The organism is Streptomyces sp. NPDC051662, assembly GCF_040681655.1.
GTDB lineage: Bacteria > Actinomycetota > Actinomycetes > Streptomycetales > Streptomycetaceae > Streptomyces.
Genome location: NZ_JBFAZD010000019.1, coordinates 24,681 through 42,475, shown reverse-complemented (window position 1 = coordinate 42,475; position 17,795 = coordinate 24,681). Strand labels below are relative to the sequence as shown.

The following is a 17,795-nucleotide window of genomic DNA, read 5'->3' as shown; positions in this document are numbered from 1 at the left end:
CTGGAAGGACCCTTATGCCATGTGGTGGCCGCGGCCGGCCGGACAGGTCGGAACGACGGACGACGCGGCTCACCGCCGACGCGCTCTTGCCAACAGAGTCCTTGCCGGCGCCATCATCGACAGGGGTCGCCCGGTCTCGATCGGTCACGGGACGTCCGCCACTCCGGTCAGCCGCGTGGGCGGGGAGAACACGATGTCCTCGGTCGCCACCCGTTCTACGGACGTGTCCGCGTAACCCAGTTCGGCGAGCCGGTCGAGCAGCTGGTCGACGAGGATCTCCGGCGCGCTCGCGCCGGCGCTCACGCCGACCGTGCTCACGCCGGCCAGCCACGTGGCGTCGAAGTGGGTGACGTCCGGCACCAGTTCGGCCCTGCCGCCGAGCCTGCGCGCCACCTCGACCATCCGGATCGAGTTGCTGGAGTTGGTCGAACCGACCACCAGCACCAGGTCGCACCGGTCCACGATGGCCCTGATGCCGTCCTGGCGGTTCTGGCTGGCGTAACAGATGTCGTCGGTGGCGGGCCCGCGCAGGTCGGTGAACCTGCGCTGGAGCACGGCGATGATGTCCCTGGTCTCATCCACCGAGAGCGTGGTCTGGGTGAGGTAGGCGACCGGTGCGTCGTGGGGAAGGTCCAGTGCCTCGGCGTCGGCGACCGTCTCGACGATGACCGTCTGGTCGGGAGCGTGCCCGTAGGTGCCCTCGACCTCCTCGTGGTCCGCGTGCCCGACCAGCAGCAACGTCCGCCCGTCGCGGGCGAACCGGCGGGCCTCCTGATGCACCTTGGCCACCAGGGGGCAGGTCGCGTCGAGCACGTCCAGCCCGCGTGCGTCCGCGTTCTGCCGCACCTGCGGGGAGACGCCGTGCGCGGAGAAGACACACACCGCGCCCTCCGGCACCTCCTGCTCGGAGTCGACGAACCGGACACCCCGGCGCTGGAACTCGCGCACCACGTGGTGGTTGTGCACGATCTCCTTACGGACGTAGATCGGCGCGCCGTGCTGTTCCAGCGCGAGGTCGATGATGGATATCGCCCGGCGTACACCGGCACACAAACTCCGCGGCTCGGCCAGCAGGACCTGCTTACCGCCACTCATTCCCACTCCGTTCCGTGCCAAGACGTCCGCGTAGGAACGCCTGGCTCGCGTTGCCGGACAGTGGATCCACGCCGGTCGGTAGAGACCGAGTCCTTCTCAGAGGAAGTCTTGTCTGCCGTTGGGTGCCGGCTTAATAGCCGGACTCGAATACGGCCTTGGTGCCGCCCAGCAGCCATCATCCCGCAGGGTAGTCCAATCCATGCCTTACGCCGTCTTCTTTGGGGTTTTTCCTAAAGTCGAAGAGGCTCACGCCGCGTCGTTGACACGACCAGGGGTGTCCTCCAGGATGGAATCCAATAGCTGCCACTCAATTTCAGGGCGACTCAAGATTCCGGATCATGAGGGCGACTCTGCATTTCGAACGAGGCGCTGCTATGGCCGCAATATCGGATCAAGGCCGGTATTAACCATCCAGCCTGGCCCACTCGTGGCGCAAACCACTTCCTTGTCGAACCGCGTATCCTCGCCAAAATCATGACGAGCATATCGTAACGACCAAAGCAGGCCCTTGGTCAATGTCGTCGGCATCCGAGCTCTGGAGGAGTGACCGTGTCAAATCTGGATGAACTTTCAAGTTCACCTCAAACAGTGCTGGAGCCTCAGGATGAGGTAAAAATAGTTGGCCAATACTACGACGACAAAACAGCTAGGCTTGTTCGCAAATACGGGCCTGGACCCAGGATTCACTATCATGTAGGTTACTACCCTTCATCTGAAACGCCACTGAATGCTCATGATGCGACGCCGGATGCTATTCGCCGCAGCATACGGCTCCATCAAGAGGGGTTGCTGCGGTACGCGGCCAAGATCTGGGGTGCTGAACACCGGCTGTCGGGGAGAATCCTGGATGTCGGCTGCGGTCTTGGCGGGGGCTCGCTCTTCTGGGCACAGGAATACGGCGCCGACGTCACGGCGGTCACCAACGCGCCGGAACACCCGCCGATAGTTGACGGGTTCGCGCGGGAATGCGGTGTGGACGGGAAGGTCCGAACACTGGTCTGTGATGCGATGCATCTCCCCTTGGACGGTCCCTACGACGCGGCAGTAGCAATCGAGAGCAGCGGATACTTCAACCGTCCTCTGTGGTTCGAGCGACTGGCGCGCGTGCTTCGTCCAGGCGGGAGTGTGTGCATCGAGGAAGTATTCCTCACACGCCCTCACGGGGCCGATGTGTGGGCCGAATACTTCTACACAAAACCGGCTACGGTGCTCGACTACGCAGAAGCCGCGCAGTCTGCGGGTTTTGAGTTGGTCGATGACGTCGACGCTACGTCAGAAACCTTGCCGTTCTGGGAGGAGAGTGCCGCCTGGACGAAGGCGGTACTGGACAGTGACAGCAGCCTTTCAGCAGTTGACCGCAGGCAGCTGAGGATATCTCTGATGGCGAACCAGGCGCTTGGCGCTGAATGGCAAGCAGGGGGCTTGCGGCTGGGTTTCCTGCGCTTCGAGCTGAAGTGAGCAAAGAACATGTTGGCGGATTCTCGGGGTCCTCGCAACACCTGATGGCCTACCCGGTTGTCAGTGGTTGTCAGTAGATCACGCAGGCGCTCGGCTGGGGTTGCCCAGCCGAGCGCAGCGGGTTTCCGCCCGCCTTTCGATGTGACTGCCGGATTCCAGGGCGGTGACTGAGATCCTCGCCGCGGAGGGGCTGTCATCGGCCGACATGGACCAGCTCGTGGTCGACGGGCTCACCGCCGGTACGGCTGAACCGCCGCCGACTTCCCGCCACCTTCACAACGATACGGAGTTCCTCATGACGCTTGAGCAGTTTCCCGCTCCCAGCGACGTCGCCGGCATGTACGACGGGATCGGTCAGATCTACGGTTCCGCGTGGGGCCCCAACAAACACTACGGCTACTGGGAGAACGACGCCGACGACAGCTCCATCGAGGAAGCCACGGACCGCCTGACCGACCTGATGATCTCGGGTATCGCCGCGCAGGCCGGCCAGCGGGTCCTGGACATCGGCTGCGGCATCGGCCATCCCGCGCTGCGGCTCGTCCGCGCTTGTGACGTGAGCGTTCTGGGCATCTCCGTCAGCCATGTCCAGGTGGCGCGGGCCACGGAACTCGCGGCCGCGGCCGGGCTCGCCGACCGGGCCACGTTCCAGTTCACGGACGCGATGGACATGCCCTTCCCCGACGGCTCGTTCGACGCGGCCTGGGCGTTTGAGTCGATGTGGCACATGCCCGACCGCGGCCAGGTGCTCTCCGAGACCGCCCGCGTTCTGCGCCCCGGCGGCCGCCTCGCCATCGCCGACGTCATCGAGCGCGGCCCGGTCAGCCCTGAGGGTCGCGTGGTCCTGGACCACATCTGCGAGAACTACGCGGTGCGCTCCTTGGGCACTGTGGACGAATACCGGACGGCGTTGGCCGCCAACGGTTTCGTCGACGTGGAGATCCGTGACATCAGCGACAACGTCTCCCGTACCCTCGCGCGCATGGCCGACGCCGTGGAGACCGTCCGCGACAAGCTGGTCGATCAGGTCGGCGAGGAACAGGCCGCCTCGCTCATCGACTTCATGCGTTTGTCCGCGGTCACCCCGGAGAGCGGCTACCTCTTCCTGACCGCGGTTCGCGCGTGACCGCGGTTCGTGCATGACCGCGGGCGCCGTCCCCGGTCTTCAGCTCGACTTCCTGTCCCGGCTGCAGACCGCCGGCTGCGGCCGGCAGCGTACTCGGCCTGGGCGCGACGCGCGCTGAGCTGCTTCCAACAGGCCGTGCTGGTGATCCCCTTGGCCTGCGTCACGCACTGGCGCAGGCCAAGCAGGTCGGCGTAACGCATGTGAACCTCGACGGAGTGGGGATCCCCACCGACCGGGTCGCGATCCCCGGTCCCAACGGTCATGACCTGTACGGGAGCGGGAAACACAAGCATTACGACGGCAACGTCCAGGTCATCTCCGCCCGGAGCCATGGAACCCGGCGCCCACCCGACGCGACAGCCGGGCCATCGGCAGGCCCATCACCGGTCCGACAAGCCGAAACGGCCCGCCAGCTGAACTGACGGGCCATCACGAAATGCCGAGGCCGGCCGGCGTCCTGATCTGTGGAACCCAGGGTCCTCGCCTTCAATGCCGTCGGACAAGTGAGTCAAGTGAGTCAAGTGAGTTCCGCGGAGGTCAACGTGTCGTCCAGATCTCCCGACGAACGCCCGGATGCCCGTCCCCGCTGCCGCACCCGCAACTCGGTCAACGCCCGAAGCGGAAACACTGGCCGGTGATGTGGCGGCGGCCCTGGTGCAAGAGTCAGACCTGGCATCCTGGTGGCGATGGCCTGTATCGCGATCTCCAATTGCAGGCGGGCGAATCCGGCTCCGAGGCAGAAATGGATGCCGTGCCCGAACGCGAGATGCGCGGCAGACCCACTGCCTGGACTGAACCCGGCCGGACATGCGGGGGAGTGACTGCCCCGGCCGGCCGCTCCGTACAGCAGAAGTAGTCGGCTCCCCGCGGCCAGGTGGACGTCGCCGACTACTACGTCACGGACCGCGCTCCGGTACATGCCCGCCAGCGGACTGTCGAACCGCAACCCCTCCTCGACAAGGTCCCGTGTGGCGATCGTCCCGTCGACCACCTCGGCCCAGCCGCCGGGTGACTGAAGCTGCTGGAAGAGGATCGTGCCAAGCGCCTCGGCACAGGTCATATGTCCCGCGAAGATCAGTGTGGGGACCTGGACAGAAGCCTCGTCGGCGGTGAGTGTGTGTCCTGCCTTGCCGTCGTGGAGCAGTTCGCTGATCAGGTCGTCCTGCGGTGAGGCGAGCCGTTCCTGCACGAGTGATCGGGCGAACGCTCCGAAGTCCATCAGCCCGCGGGCGCATTCACGCAGCCGGTCAGGATCGGTGTAGCGCTGCAACATCATGAGTTCGATGCGTTGCTCGGACCACGTGCGGCAGCGGTCGAGGTACTCGTCCGGGATCCCGAGGCGCCGGCAGATCACCTCAAGGGAGTACGGAACGGCGAACGCCGTGATGAAGTCGAACTCCGCCGCGACCGCGGCCCGCTCGACGAGGTCGGTGGCGATCGTACGGATCGTGGGTTCGAAGGCTCGGACCTTGGCCGGCGTGAACCCGACGTTGAGTACTTCCCTGATCCTGGCGTGCTCGGGAGGGTCGAGTGAGCCGACGGCCAGAGCACCGGCACCGCGCCAAGTGCGGAGCATCCGGCTCACGTCCTCGGGCAACGCGACCGCGGAGCGGGGGTTGTGGTCGCGCGCCGAGAAGTTTTGGTCGTCCCGTAGCACGGCGACGATGTCCTCGCGCCGGGTGACGCACCACGCGTTGAGCAAAGGGGCGTAGAACACCGGCTCCGTATCTCCGATGTCGGCCAGAAATGAATACGGGTCGTCGCGATGTGCGCCATACGGGTCGAACGACCTGTCCTCATGTAATTGCCCGGAATCAACTGGCATAGCCATTCAGCCTCTCAAGCTTTCAGTGAACCATTCCCGGTAATGATCAGTGACGTTGTGTGATGTCGGGGGGAAGGTCCAGCGGCTCCGCGTCGGCGGCCGTCTCGACGATGACCGTCTGGTCGGGAGCGTGCCCGTAGGTGCCCTCGACCTCCTTGTGGTCCGCGTGCCCGACCAGCAGCAACGTCCGCCCGTCGCGGGCGAACCGGCGGGCCTCCTGGTGCACCTTGGCCACCAGGGGGCAGGTCGCGTCGAGCACGTCCAGCCCGCGTGCGCACCCGCGGCTCGGCCGGCAGGACCTGCTTGCCGCCACTCATTCCCACTCCGTTCCGTGCCATGACGTCCGCGTCGGAACGCCTGGCTCGCGTTGCCGGACAGGGCATCCACGCCGGTCGGTAGAGACCGAGTCCTTCTCGGGAAGTCTTGTCTGCCGTTGGGTGCCGGCTCAATAGCCGGACTCGAACACGGCCTTGGTTCGCCCAGCAGCTATCATTCCGCAGGGTAGTCCAATCCAGGCCTTACGCCGTCTTCTTTGGGGTTTTTCCTAAAGTCGAGGATGCTCACGCCGCGTCGTTGACACGACAGGCGAGGTCGTTACAGGATGGCGATCAGATTTTCAGTGGTGCAATTCGCGAACCCCATGCGCGTAGGTCTGACCAGGAATTGGGAAGGCGTGCGACCGGAGGAGAATTTCGATGAGTTACCACCTCGGCACTACGTGACCAAGACCCAGGACCCGGTCAACCCGCCGCTGGGCGACTTTCTGCCCACCGCATGGGGGCCGGCCGGCGGGTCTGCCTTACTCATTCCTCGACGGACACCGGGGCGACGAGCTCCAGTACGTCGTGATCGTCTTCGGCAAGGTGGTCTGAACCTCGATTCCGGCGGAGGCCGTCAGTGAGTACCCCAGCTCAATTGCCTTTCGAGCAGACGAATGTGCTGCAACTCGCGCCAGGGCTGCGCACGCTCCAATCCCAGGGCGCGGTCCATCGGGTTCGTACCGCCGAGGGCGACGAGGCGTGGCTGGTCACCGGTCATGCCTGGGTGAGGCAGTTGCTTGACGATGACCGGCTCAGCCGCTCCCATCCCGATCCGGAGGCCGCGGCGAAGGACAGCGGGTCGGCGCTTCTCGCCGGCCTGCTGGGCGGCTTCGCCACCGACCACGCTCGGTTGCGTGCGCTGCTGGAGCCGCACTTCTCAGCCGAGCGGATGCTGGCGCTGCGGCCCTACGTCGAAAAACTGACCGGGCAACTCCTGGACGGATTGGCCGGGCAGAAGCCACCGGTGGATCTGCGCGAGGCGTTGGCGCTGTCGCTGCCGATTCAGGTGATATGCGAGTGGTTGGGCGTGCCCCAGGAGGACAAGGACCAGTTCGGCAGCTGGACCCAGGACGCCGCCAACGTCGGGGACCCGGTCAGGTCCAAGCAGGGGCTGGGCGAGTTGTTCGGCTATTGCAGGCAACTTGTCGCTGATAAACGGCGGAATCCGGGCGATGACGTGATCTCCAGGATCTGCGCGACCGAGGGGATCAGCGACAACGAGGTCATCGGGCTGACGGCGTTGTTGCTGTTCGGTGGTTATGAGACCACGGTGGCCCGGATCGGCACCTGTGTGTCGCTGTTGTTGGTCAACTCCGAGCAGTGGCAGGCGTTGCTGCATGACCCGAGCCTCATCCCCGGCGCGGTTGAGGAAACCCTGCGGATGTCGATGCCGAACCCGCACAACGGCGGCATGCCCCGTTATGCGCTGACGGACTTCGAGATCGACGGGGTCACCATCCGGACCGGCGACTTCGTGCTGCTGAACATCATCGCGGCCAACCACGACGAGACGGCCTTCGCCGACCCCGGCCGGGTCGATGTCACTCGCAACACCACAGGCAGCCTCATGTTCGGGCACGGTGCGCACTACTGCGTCGGCGCGATGCTGGCCCGGATGCAGCTGCAGGTGGTGCTCACGCAGCTCGTCGCACGATTCCCGACCATGCGTCTGGCTGTCGGTGTGGAGGAGCTGAGACTGCGCCACAACACGCTGATCGGCGGGTTGATCCAACTTCCGGTGACATGGTGATTGGATCCTGATGCTGTACAAGATATCTACGGGCGTAGTCACGAAGAGCCCGGACTCAGTCCGCGCGTATCTCCTGTTGATGCGACTGGACAGGCCCACGGGGTACGTGCTCTACCTGCTTCCGGGGCTGTGGGCCGGCGTTCTCGCCTCCGGACAACGACCGGACCTGCTGGCGGTGGTGCTTGTCGCTGTCGCCGCGGTGCTGGTGCGCGGCGCGGCCTGCGCGGTCAACGATGTGGTCGACAGGGACGTCGACGCCCGAGTCGCCCGCACCGTGTCGCGTCCTGTCGCGTCGGGGACGATCAGCGTCGGGAACGCACTCCTGTTCGCCGCCGCACAGGCCGTGGTCGCACTGCTGGTCCTGGCGGTGGCGAACGTGGAGACAGCCCTGGTCGTCGGGGCCTCGTACCCGTTGATCATCGCCTACCCCTACATGAAGCGCGTCTTCTTCTGGCCCTCGGCATTCCTGGCGTTGGTGATGAGCGTCTACGTGCTGATCGGCTGGACGGCGGTGACCGGGAGCGTCGACTACCCGCTCGCGGTGTACGGCCTGTACGCCTGCGGGGCCTTCTGGACCCTGATTCACGACGCGATCTACTCCCATCAGGACAAGAAGTACGACCGGAACATCGGTGTCAGGTCCTCCGCTCTGCTCTTCGGCAAGGCCACCAAGGCGTGGCTGGCGATTTTCGTCGTGCTCAGTGTCGGCGGCGTGCTGTGGGCCGGTTCCCAGACGCCGATGGGGTGGGCGTTCTACCTGATCGCCGTGCTCGCGGGAGTCTTTCTGTCCTATCTGGTCGTACGTGTGGACCTGGATGATCCGAAATCCTGCTGGGACGCCTTTGTCGCCAACACGTACTTCGGTTGGATCATTCTCGCGGCCGTGGTCGCCGGGCAGTTCACATGAAGGATGAGCTACGTGTGACAGATTCGATGTGGCAGGGGAGTGGCGTCGACCTGGACGCCTACCTGACCCGCGTGGGCTACCAGGGCGACGTGGCTCCGGACCTTTCCACGCTGCGAGGCCTGCACGCCGCCCACGTTGACGCGATCGCCTTCGACAACCTCGACGCGCTGCTCGGGCGCACGGTGGTGCCGCTGGACCTGGACAGCGTTCAGGAGAAGATCGTGCGGCAGGGCCGCGGCGGCTGGTGCCTGGAACAGGTCGTGCTGATGGCGGCCGTGCTGGACCGCATCGGGTTCACGTTCACGGCGTTCGCCGGCAGGACGCGGATCCGCACCGGGAGCAAGTTCGGGCCGGCCCTGCACGTGGCCCTGTGCGTGGAGCTCGACGGCGAACGCTGGGTCCACGACGTGAGTTTCGGTGGCTACGGGCCGCACGAGCCGATTCGGCTCGCGGAGAACGCGCGGCTGGACGGCGACTGGTCGTTCGATCTTCTGCGAGAGCCGACCGGTGAACACGTGCTGCGGTTCCTGCGGCCGGAGGGACCGGCGGAGCTCTACGGCTTCACCACGGACGTGCGCTATCCGTCGGACTTCGAGCTCCTCCACCACTTCTGCCTCACGCATCCGCGCTCGCCGTTCAACCACCGGATGGTCCTCCAGCGCACACAGCCCGAAGTGAGGCACCTCCTCGTCGGCAGCACTCTCACGGAAATACGTCCCGGGGAGCCGGCGACCTTCCGGGAACTCGACGCGGACGAGATACTTTCCGCTCCCCGGGAGATCTTCGGGATCACCTTGGAACCGGGCGACGTCCAGGCGCTCCGGAAAATCTTGGACGGTCCCTGATGCGTACCCTGCTGCTGGACAACTATGACTCGTACACCTTCAACCTGTACCAGTTGATCGCCGAGATCAACGGCCAGGAGCCCGTCGTGATGGTCAACGACGATCCGATGTTGTCCAGTCTGCGGCTGGAGAACTTCGACAACATCGTGATCTCACCCGGCCCTGGACGGCCGCAGAACTCCCGCGACGTCGGCCTCCTCGGCGACCTGCTGCGCCGCACCACACTGCCCGTGCTGGGTGTCTGCTTCGGCCACCAGCTGATCGCGCACCTGGCCGGAGCGTCGGTGGTCGCCGCGCCCGAACCGAGACACGGGCACCTCGCCAAGGTCTCCCACGAGGGAGATCCGCTGTTCGCCGGAATTCCGCGTGAGTTCGTCGCGGTTCGCTACCACTCGCTGTGCGTGCGGGAGCCCCTGCCCGAGGAACTCGTCGCCACCGCGTGGGCGGACGACGGTGTGCTCATGGCGCTGCGTCACCGCGATCTGCCGCAGTGGGGTGTGCAGTTCCATCCCGAGTCGATCGCTTCCCAGCACGGGCGTGAGATCCTGCGGAACTTCGCCGAACTGACCCACCGGACGCAGCACGGACAACGGCCATCCGTCACCGTCACCAACACCAACACCAACACCAACACCGACACCGCACTGTCCGACGACACGCCCGGCGCGGTCGAGGGACTGGGAATCATCAGCACGGTCGTGTCGACCGCCGCCGACTCCGAGGCCATTTTTCTCAAGCTCTTCGACAACATCCCGTACTGCTTCTGGCTGGACAGCAGCCGGGTGGAGGAAGGTCTCTCCCGGTTCTCGTTCCTCGGCGACACGTCAGGTCCGCTCAGCGAGGTCCTGACCTACCGCACCGGCAGCGGGACAGTGGAAGTGCGCGATGCGAACGGGGTCCACATCGTCACCGGCAGCGTGTTCGACGTCCTCGAACAGCGGCTGCGTGAACGGCGCATCCCCGACTCGGACCTGCCCTTCGACCTGACCGGCGGCTACGTCGGCTACTTCGGCTACGAACTCAAGGCCGAATGCGGGGCCACGGCCCGTCACACCGCCGAAACGCCGGACGCCAACTGGATGTTCGCCGATCGCGTCATCGCGGTCGACCACCGGGAGGGACTGACCTACCTGGTGGCCGTCCACGACGAGAAGACCCGGCGCGACGCGCAGGAGTGGGTGGAACGGACGTCCGCGCTCCTGACGGGCCTGAACCCGGCCGACGCCGGGCCGCCGCGCGAACCTGCCGCCGGACCGCCCCCGAATGCCGAGGAGTATCTCGGCCGCGGCCGGAGCCAGTACCTGGCGGACATCACGGAGTGCCGACGGCAGCTGAACCGGGGCGAGAGCTATGAGATCTGCCTGACCAACAAGTTGCACATGCCGTTCCATGACGACGACACGTCCTTCTACCTGAGGCTGCGCCGGGCGAACCCGGCACCGTACGCCGCGCTCCTACGCCTCGGCGACGTCACGGTCTTCAGCTCCTCGCCGGAGCGGTTCCTGCGCATCGAGAGAGACCGCACGGTCACCAGCAAGCCGATCAAGGGCACAGCCCCTCGCGACGCCGACCCGGTGCGCGACGCCGAACTGGCTGCCACCCTCGCCTCAAGCGCCAAGACTCAGGCCGAGAACCTGATGATCGTCGACCTGCTGCGCAACGACCTGGGCCGGGTGTGTGAGGTGGGCAGCATCGAGGTCGACCCGTACCTGGCCGTCGAGAGCTACGAGACCGTGCACCAACTGGTCTCCACTGTTCGTGGACGGCTCAATGCCGGGGTCAGCGCGATGGACTGCGCCCGGCAGTGCTTTCCGGGCGGGTCGATGACCGGGGCGCCGAAGCTGCGGACCATGGAGATCATCGACCGCCTGGAGACGGAGGCCCGGGGTGTCTACTCCGGCGCCCTCGGCTACTTCGGCCTCTCCGGCGGCACGGACCTGAACATCGTGATCCGCACCGCGGTCCGCGTCGGTGACCGGTTGACCATCGGAGCCGGCGGGGCGATCGTGCTCGACTCCGACCCGTATGAAGAGTACGAGGAGATGCTGCTCAAGGCGGCGGCGTCGCTCCGCGCCTGGCGTGCGCCGGCGGTGTCGGACGTGGGCGGCTCCCAACGATGAACACAGCGATGAGCGCAGCGACCGCCCAGGGCGTGCGCCGGTGGTGGGACGCCGATGGCGGATGGTCGACGGCCGACGCCGCCGGCACGGTGCTGGTCATCGACTCCTGGCTCGTGGACGAGGGGCGGGTGCGGGGACTCGACCGGCACGCCGAACGCTTCGGTTCGGCCTGCGACCGGTTCTCCGGACCGGGAGCGGAACAGACGAACCGGTTCCTGCGGGCAGTCGCCGAGTCGCTGCCCGCGCGAGGCCGATGGTTTCCTCGCGTCGAACTCGTGGAGACCGGGCCGGGAACGCGGCTGCGGATGTGGCTGCGTCCCGCGCCACCGCGCACCGCGACCGTCCGGTTGTGGACCGCGGCGGGACCCGACCGTCGTCGGCTGCCGGCCGTCAAGGGCGCCGACCTGGACCATCTGGCTTCCCTGCGCGCTGCCGCGGTTACGGCGGGAGCTGACGAGGCGCTGCTGGTCTCGGCGGAAGGGTACGTGGTCGAAGGGGCGTCCACGAGCATCGTCTGGTGGCGGGGCGACATGCTGTGCGGGCCACCACCCGGCCCCGGGCTGCTCCCCGGGATCACCCGCGCCCTGCTCGGCGAGCTGGCCGGTATGTCAGGGCACCGGGTCGTCACCGAGCAGTCCACCGCGCCGGATCTCGCCGGCGTGCCCGTCTGGACGCTGAACGCCCTGCATGGCATCCGGCCGGTCACCGAGGGGCTGGGCCGGTTCCAGGACACCGACGCCGCAGTGGCCGAGCGCTGGCAGTCGCGCCTGGCTGCGCTCGCCGTTCCGGCCGACGCCTCCCTGATTCCTGTGGTGAACCCATGAAGGAGGTTTCCCGATGACCGCGGCACGTGAAGTGCCCGAGTACGAGCGTGACTTGCTGGTGCGGTTGACGCTCCGCTGGGGGAAGCGAGTGGCCGTCAAGAAGGACGAGCTCGACCTCGACGGTCACTTCGACGCGGCGCTGCCGGACTTCCCCGAACACCTCGTCCCGGTGCTGGGCCTGCCGGGTGCCGACCGGCTCGACCGGGACGCTCGCGAGCGCATCCTGTCCGCGGCGTGGATCGCCTACAACGCCAAGACCGCGGCCATCGAGGACGAGATCATCCTGCCTGCCTGCCGGTTGATGCTCCAGGAACGGATCCCCGTACGCCGCGACGACGTCGCCGTCGACGCGCTGCACCAGACGATCATCGATGAGCACTATCACATCCTGATGTGCCACAACGCCGTCGGCGTCACCCGCAGGCGGCGCGACCTGGCGGACGTGCGGTTCGCGCCGGGCGTCTGGTCGGTCGTCCAGGGACTGGACGCGGTCCGCGCCGGGCTGACCGGGTTCGACCGCGACATCGTCGACATCGCGTTCTCCCTGGCCGCCGAGACGACGATCAGCGGGTTCCTCTCCGCACTCGCCACCGCGCAGGAGATTCAGCCGATGAACCGGATCACCACCGATCTGCACCGGCGGGACGAGAGCGGACACGCGGTGGTGTTCCGCGAGTTGTGCGGCTCGCTCTACCGGAACCTGGACGGCGCACAGCAGCGGACGTTCCGTGAAGCACTCGTCACCGGGCTGACCGCGTTCCGCTCCGCGGACCTGGACCCCTGGGTGACCGTGGCGGCCCAGGGCGGCTTCGAGATCGACACCGGTCAGCTGAGCGAGTGGGTCGCGTCCCGTCCCGTGCCCGCGCGGGACACCGGACCGTTGCAGCTGCTGCTCGACGACCTGGGCATCAGCCACGACCTCGTCGAGATGGTCCCGCTGACGGCCCCGCACCGTTGAGCCATGAGAAGCGGACGGAGATCATGTTGACCCTCACCGGCGAAGCCGCCGCGCACTGGCGGACACTCGTCGCCCACCAGCGGCCGGAGTGGCCCAGCCCGGCTGAGCTCGGCGACGTGGCGGATCACCTTGCGGCCCTGCTCCCGTTGGTCACGCCGCAGGAGTGCGACACGCTCACCGCACGACTCGCCCAGGCGGCGGAGGGCAAGGCGTTCCTGCTGCAGGGTGGCGACTGCGCCGAACGTTTCGACCGTCTCTCGACACGGGCGATTCACAGCAAACTGCGCCTCCTGCAGCAGATGGCCGTGATCCTGACGTACGCGTCGGCGGTGCCGGTGGTCAAGGTGGGCCGGATGGCCGGGCAGTACGCGAAGCCCCGATCCCGGCCGACCGAGACCGTCGACGGGCGCACGCTCCCGGTCTACCGGGGCGACGCGGTGAACGGCATCGGCTTCAGCCAGGCCGAGCGACGGCCGGACCCGGTCCGGCTCCTTCGGATGTACGACGCTTCGCGCTACACCCTGGACGTCATGCGCGCATGCGCCCGTGGCGGCACCGACCTACGCCAACTGCACAAGGAGAACCAGGACTTCGTCTCACGCTCGCCTTCCGGTGAACGCTACGACGAGCTCGCCGGTCGAATCGGCCGGGCACTGTCCCGCGAAGACGCGTACGGCGGCGGCGATCCGTTGCGCACCCCGGAGTTGTTCGCCAGCCATGAGGGACTGCTGCTCGACTACGAGGCCGCGCTGACCCGCCACAGGCCGCGTTCCGGCCGAAGGTATGCGGGCAGCGGCCACATGCTGTGGATCGGCGACCGCACCAGACAGCTCGACGGCGCCCACGTCGCCTACTTCGCGACCATCGACAACCCGATCGCGGTGAAGCTGGGCCCTGCCGCCACGCCCGAGCAGGCGATGGCCCTGATCGACCGCCTCGACCCCGACCGGCGGCCGGGCCGGCTGACGTTCATCGTGCGCATGGGGGCGCACCGCGTGCGGTACCTGCTGCCGCGGCTCGTGGAGAAGGTCACGGCTTCCGGCGCGCCGGTGGTGTGGGTGTGCGATCCGATGCACGGCAACACCTTCGAGGCGCCCAGCGGGCACAAGACCAGGCGGTTCGACGACATCCTCGCCGAGGTCGCCGGCTTCTTCGAGGTGCACAAGGCGCTCGGCACCCACGCCGGCGGACTGCACGTGGAGCTGACCGGCGAGGACGTGACCGAGTGCGTCGGCGGCGGCGCCGAACTGGGTTTCGACGACCTGCACCGCAGGTACGAGTCGGCGTGCGACCCGCGCCTCAACGCAGGCCAGGCACTTGATCTGGCCTTCCTGGTCGCCGAGATGTTCACCCCAGGAGCAACCGGCGTCGTGGCACCCGTGGCACCGGACGCAGCGGTGAATGCCGCGGCCCCGGGCGCAAATCACAGCACTTCTCCCGCCTCGTTCGGCGCGTGAAACCAACAACATTTTCTGAGGACGCACCCATGGATCAGGATTCCACCCCGCTGGAACTCGACGACGCGTTCGTGCAGGACCCTTACTCGGTGTACGCAAAGCTCAGCGCCGAAGGCTCGGTGCACCGGGTGAAGATGCCTCCCGGAGTCCCCGTGGCCGGCGGACTCCCGGTCTGGCTCATCACCGGATACGAGGCGGTGCGCTCCGCACTGGCGGATCCCCGGTTGAGCACCGATCTGAACAGGATGGACAGGCTGTTCGCGCAGAATGAGCCGGACAGCAACAGGCGTGCCGGTTTCTCACCGGTCATTGCCAGCCACATGCTGAACTCCGACCCGCCGGACCACACCCGGATGCGTAAGCTCGTGAGCAAGGCATTCACCAGCCGCGCCATCGAAGCGCTCCGGCCGGACATCGAGCAGATCACCGGCGGGCTGATCGATGCCCTCTCGAACGACGACACGGTGGACTTCCTGGACGCCTTCGCGTTTCCGCTGCCGATCCGGGTGATCTGTCTGCTGCTGGGTGTGCCGGTCGAGGAGCAGGAGAACTTCAAGTCCTGGTCCAAGGCGCTCGTCTCTGGCGACTCCCCCGAAGCGGCCGCCGCCGCCACGACCGAGGTGGTCGAGTACCTCCGCGAACTCATCGAGCGCAAACGCCGCGTGCCCACCGACGACGTGCTCGCCGCCGTGGTCTCGGCACACGACGTCGACAACCAGCTGACCGAGATCGAACTGGTCTCGACGGCCTACCTGCTGTTCGTCGCCGGTTTCGAGACCACCCTCAACGCCCTGGGCAACGGCACGCTCCACCTGATGCGGAACCTGGACCAATGGGAGGCACTGCGCGAGGACCGTTCCCTCCTCCCCGGCGCGGTCGAGGAACTCCTGAGGCTGGAGAGCCCGCTGAAGCACGCCTCCTTCCGGTGTGCGACGGAGTCCCTGACCATCGGTGACGTCGAGATCCCGGCCGGCGACTTCGTGTTGCTGGCGATTGCCTCCGCCAATCGTGATCCACAGCGCTTCGACGATCCGCATTCGCTGGACGTCCGCAGGCCCACTGACGGCGGCCATCTGGCCTTCGGACATGGCATCCACCACTGCCTCGGGGCGCCGCTGGCCAGGGTGGAGCTGAGGGTGGCGTTCGGCGCCCTGCTGGACGCGTTCCCCGCCATGAGGCTCGCGGCCGACCCTGAGGAACTGCGATGGCGTACCAGCACGATCATTCGCGGGCTCCACTCACTGCCGGTACGGCTGAACCGCCGCTAGTGGCGCGTGAATGACATTCCCTGACCGCCGGATTCCAGGCCGCTATGCGGCCAGAAAGGTGTGGCTGACCACATGCTCATATGCGGGATTAAGGCATCGCACGACGGTGGGGTTGCCGTCATCGAAGACGGTCGCCTTCTCTTCAGCTACGAGATCGAGAAGCTGAACAACGGCGAACGCTACAGCGCCCTCGGAGACCTGGAACGCGTGACCGAGATCCTCGCCGCAGAGGGTCTGGCACCCGCCGACATCGACCAGTTCGTGGTCGACGGCTGGTACACGGAAGACGCCGCGGGCGACCCCGCCGTCAAGGTGAACGCCGGCGGCCTGCCCGTACAGTTCCGGGTCGCACCGTACCTTGAGAGCCCTGGTGACGACGGGCCGCTGCAACGCCACACCTTCAGCGGCCATGGTTTCGACAACTACGCCGGCTACACCCACGTCGCCAACCATCTCATCGGCACGTACTGCTCAAGCCCGTTCGCCGCCAGGGGCGAAGACGCGTTCGTCGTGGTCTGGGACGGCCTCATCACGCCGCGCCTCTACCAGGTGCGGGCCGCGACCCGCGAGGTGACCTTCGTCGAGGCCCTGATGCCCGTCTTCGGAGGCAGCTTCGCGGCCTTCTGCTCGCGGTTCGAACCGTACGTGCTCAACACCGACGACGTGACATCGGACACGTACATCCGCCAACACCTCTCCGTCGCGGGGAAGGCCATGGCGTACGCGGCCAAAGGCCGGGTCGAGACCGGTGCCTTCGCCGTCTTCGACGACCTCATGGCCGAGTTCCGCGACATGCCCGTCGACAAGGTGGGCGTGCTGGGCGACAAGGTCGCCGCGAACAGGGACGAGCTGATGCCGGGCCTGTCCAACGCGGACCTCATCGCCACCTATCAGGCCTACATCGGCCACAACCTGCTCGCGCGGCTCACCACGGCGGTGCGGAGCCGCTTCCCGGACGGCGGCCACAATCTGGTGCTCGGCGGCGGCTGCGCGCTCAACATCAAGTGGAACACCGCGATTCGGGCCAGCGAGGTCTTTGAGGAGGTCTTTGTCCCGCCCTTCCCCAACGACGCGGGGGCGGCGATCGGAACAGCGGCCTGCGAGATGTTCCGGCGCGGCAGGACGGCGCTGGAGTGGGATGTCTACAGCGGACCGCGGATCACCACTGGCACACTTCCCGACGGATGGCGGGCACAACCCTGCGACGAACGGCAGCTGGCCGCCCTACTGCACACGGAGGGCGAACCGGTGGTCGTCCTTTCCGGCCGGGCGGAGCTGGGCCCGCGCGCTCTGGGCAACCGGAGCATCCTGGCGCCCGCGACCGACACCCGGATGAAGGACCGGCTCAACGACATCAAGAACCGGGCCCCGTACCGGCCTGTCGCGCCCATCTGCCTGGAGGACCGCGCGCCGGAGGTCTTCGCCCCCGGCACGCCCGACCCCTACATGATCTTCGAGCACCGCATGCGGCCCGGTTGGGCCGAACGCGTCCCGGCGGTCGTTCACCTGGACGGCACCGCTCGGCTCCAGACCATCGCGTCGACTCAGGACACCGACACCGCTCGTATCCTCACCGCCTACGCGGAGATCAGCGGAGTACCTGTGTTGTGCAACACGAGCGCGAACCTTGAGGGACGGGGTTTCTTTCCCGACGTCGAGTCAGCGGCCAGTTGGGGCGGGACTCGTTACATCTGGTCCGAGGGGACGCTTTATACGAACCCCCGCGTGGGGTGATGTTCCCTTGCCGATCCGTGCACAGGCCCGGCGCCGATCCGTGCACAGGCCCGGCTGAAAATCGCCACCTGGATCACCGGGTTCTGTAATATCCGCTGACTACACAGC

At 66.8% G+C, this 17,795-nt stretch carries 14 protein-coding genes and 1 pseudogene; 12 read left to right on the top strand and 3 right to left on the bottom strand.

Translation table 11 applies throughout. From position 1 onward, the window contains the following. Positions 1-144: 144 nt before the first annotated feature. Positions 145-1,095 (bottom strand): 4-hydroxy-3-methylbut-2-enyl diphosphate reductase, encoded by a 951-nt coding sequence (gene ispH, locus AB0M67_RS27985; protein WP_365749842.1) that lies wholly within the window; start codon positions 1,093-1,095, stop codon positions 145-147. A 549-nt stretch (positions 1,096-1,644) separates the two neighbouring features. Here ispH and AB0M67_RS27980 point away from each other — a divergent pair. From AB0M67_RS27980 to AB0M67_RS27970, 3 genes and pseudogenes are all read left to right on the top strand, one after another. Beyond that, positions 1,645-2,553 carry a methyltransferase domain-containing protein gene (locus AB0M67_RS27980; protein WP_365749840.1) on the top strand — a complete coding sequence of 303 codons (909 nt, stop codon included), beginning with the start codon at positions 1,645-1,647 and terminating at the stop codon, positions 2,551-2,553. A 163-nt stretch (positions 2,554-2,716) separates the two neighbouring features. Then, entirely contained in the window at positions 2,717-3,679 is a 963-nt protein-coding gene (locus AB0M67_RS27975; protein WP_365749838.1) for a methyltransferase domain-containing protein, read from the top strand. Between the two features lie 105 nt (positions 3,680-3,784). Next, a pseudogene (locus AB0M67_RS27970) lies at positions 3,785-3,999 on the top strand (IS5/IS1182 family transposase); the annotation flags it as partial. 197 nt (positions 4,000-4,196) lie between these two features. On the opposite strand, the gene AB0M67_RS27965 reads toward AB0M67_RS27970, so the two are convergent. Further along, positions 4,197-5,504, bottom strand: a complete 1,308-nt coding sequence (locus tag AB0M67_RS27965; protein WP_365749836.1) for a cytochrome P450 — start codon at positions 5,502-5,504, stop codon at positions 4,197-4,199. A gap of 46 nt (positions 5,505-5,550) precedes the next feature. Next, positions 5,551-5,817 (bottom strand): hypothetical protein, encoded by a 267-nt coding sequence (locus tag AB0M67_RS27960; protein WP_365749835.1) that lies wholly within the window; start codon positions 5,815-5,817, stop codon positions 5,551-5,553. A gap of 602 nt (positions 5,818-6,419) precedes the next feature. Here AB0M67_RS27960 and AB0M67_RS27955 point away from each other — a divergent pair. The 9 genes from AB0M67_RS27955 to AB0M67_RS27915 all read left to right on the top strand — a co-directional run bounded on the left by AB0M67_RS27955 (position 6,420) and on the right by AB0M67_RS27915 (position 17,687). Further along, positions 6,420-7,574, top strand: coding sequence for a cytochrome P450 (locus AB0M67_RS27955; protein ID WP_365749833.1), 1,155 nt, complete (start codon positions 6,420-6,422; stop codon positions 7,572-7,574). Between the two features lie 79 nt (positions 7,575-7,653). After that, positions 7,654-8,481: a UbiA family prenyltransferase gene (locus AB0M67_RS27950; RefSeq protein WP_365749831.1), complete on the top strand. Its 828-nt coding sequence runs from the start codon at positions 7,654-7,656 to the stop codon at positions 8,479-8,481. 14 nt (positions 8,482-8,495) lie between these two features. Continuing rightward, positions 8,496-9,326: an arylamine N-acetyltransferase gene (locus AB0M67_RS27945; protein ID WP_365749829.1), complete on the top strand. Its 831-nt coding sequence runs from the start codon at positions 8,496-8,498 to the stop codon at positions 9,324-9,326. After that, positions 9,326-11,446 (top strand): aminodeoxychorismate synthase component I, encoded by a 2,121-nt coding sequence (gene pabB / locus AB0M67_RS27940; RefSeq protein WP_365749828.1) that lies wholly within the window; start codon positions 9,326-9,328, stop codon positions 11,444-11,446. Before AB0M67_RS27945 ends, pabB begins: the two co-directional genes overlap by 1 nt. Before the next feature lie 8 nt (positions 11,447-11,454). Next, entirely contained in the window at positions 11,455-12,270 is an 816-nt protein-coding gene (locus AB0M67_RS27935) for an aminotransferase class IV (RefSeq protein WP_365749826.1), read from the top strand. A 13-nt stretch (positions 12,271-12,283) separates the two neighbouring features. Next, positions 12,284-13,228 (top strand): diiron oxygenase, encoded by a 945-nt coding sequence (locus tag AB0M67_RS27930; RefSeq protein ID WP_365749824.1) that lies wholly within the window; start codon positions 12,284-12,286, stop codon positions 13,226-13,228. A 23-nt stretch (positions 13,229-13,251) separates the two neighbouring features. Then, positions 13,252-14,685, top strand: a complete 1,434-nt coding sequence (locus AB0M67_RS27925) for a class II 3-deoxy-7-phosphoheptulonate synthase (RefSeq protein WP_365749822.1) — start codon at positions 13,252-13,254, stop codon at positions 14,683-14,685. A 29-nt stretch (positions 14,686-14,714) separates the two neighbouring features. Then, on the top strand, positions 14,715-15,953 hold the full coding sequence (locus AB0M67_RS27920; RefSeq protein ID WP_365749820.1) for a cytochrome P450: 1,239 nt from the start codon (positions 14,715-14,717) through the stop codon (positions 15,951-15,953). A 72-nt stretch (positions 15,954-16,025) separates the two neighbouring features. Then, complete coding sequence (locus AB0M67_RS27915) at positions 16,026-17,687, top strand: carbamoyltransferase N-terminal domain-containing protein (protein WP_365749818.1); 1,662 nt, start codon at positions 16,026-16,028, stop codon at positions 17,685-17,687. The last annotated feature ends 108 nt before the right edge of the window (positions 17,688-17,795 follow it).

What these genes read in the sequence shown, in the direction of transcription:
- ispH (WP_365749842.1), bottom strand. Translation starts at nt 1,095, where the DNA reads ATGAGTGGCGGTAAGCAGGTCCTGCTGGCCGAGCCGCGGAGTTTGTGT.
- AB0M67_RS27965 (WP_365749836.1), bottom strand. Translation starts at nt 5,504, where the DNA reads ATGCCAGTTGATTCCGGGCAATTACATGAGGACAGGTCGTTCGACCCG.
- AB0M67_RS27950 (WP_365749831.1), top strand. Translation starts at nt 7,654, where the DNA reads ATGCGACTGGACAGGCCCACGGGGTACGTGCTCTACCTGCTTCCGGGG.
- pabB (WP_365749828.1), top strand. Translation starts at nt 9,326, where the DNA reads ATGCGTACCCTGCTGCTGGACAACTATGACTCGTACACCTTCAACCTG.
- AB0M67_RS27935 (WP_365749826.1), top strand. Translation starts at nt 11,455, where the DNA reads ATGAGCGCAGCGACCGCCCAGGGCGTGCGCCGGTGGTGGGACGCCGAT.
- AB0M67_RS27930 (WP_365749824.1), top strand. Translation starts at nt 12,284, where the DNA reads ATGACCGCGGCACGTGAAGTGCCCGAGTACGAGCGTGACTTGCTGGTG.
- AB0M67_RS27925 (WP_365749822.1), top strand. Translation starts at nt 13,252, where the DNA reads ATGTTGACCCTCACCGGCGAAGCCGCCGCGCACTGGCGGACACTCGTC.
- AB0M67_RS27920 (WP_365749820.1), top strand. Translation starts at nt 14,715, where the DNA reads ATGGATCAGGATTCCACCCCGCTGGAACTCGACGACGCGTTCGTGCAG.
- AB0M67_RS27915 (WP_365749818.1), top strand. Translation starts at nt 16,026, where the DNA reads ATGCTCATATGCGGGATTAAGGCATCGCACGACGGTGGGGTTGCCGTC.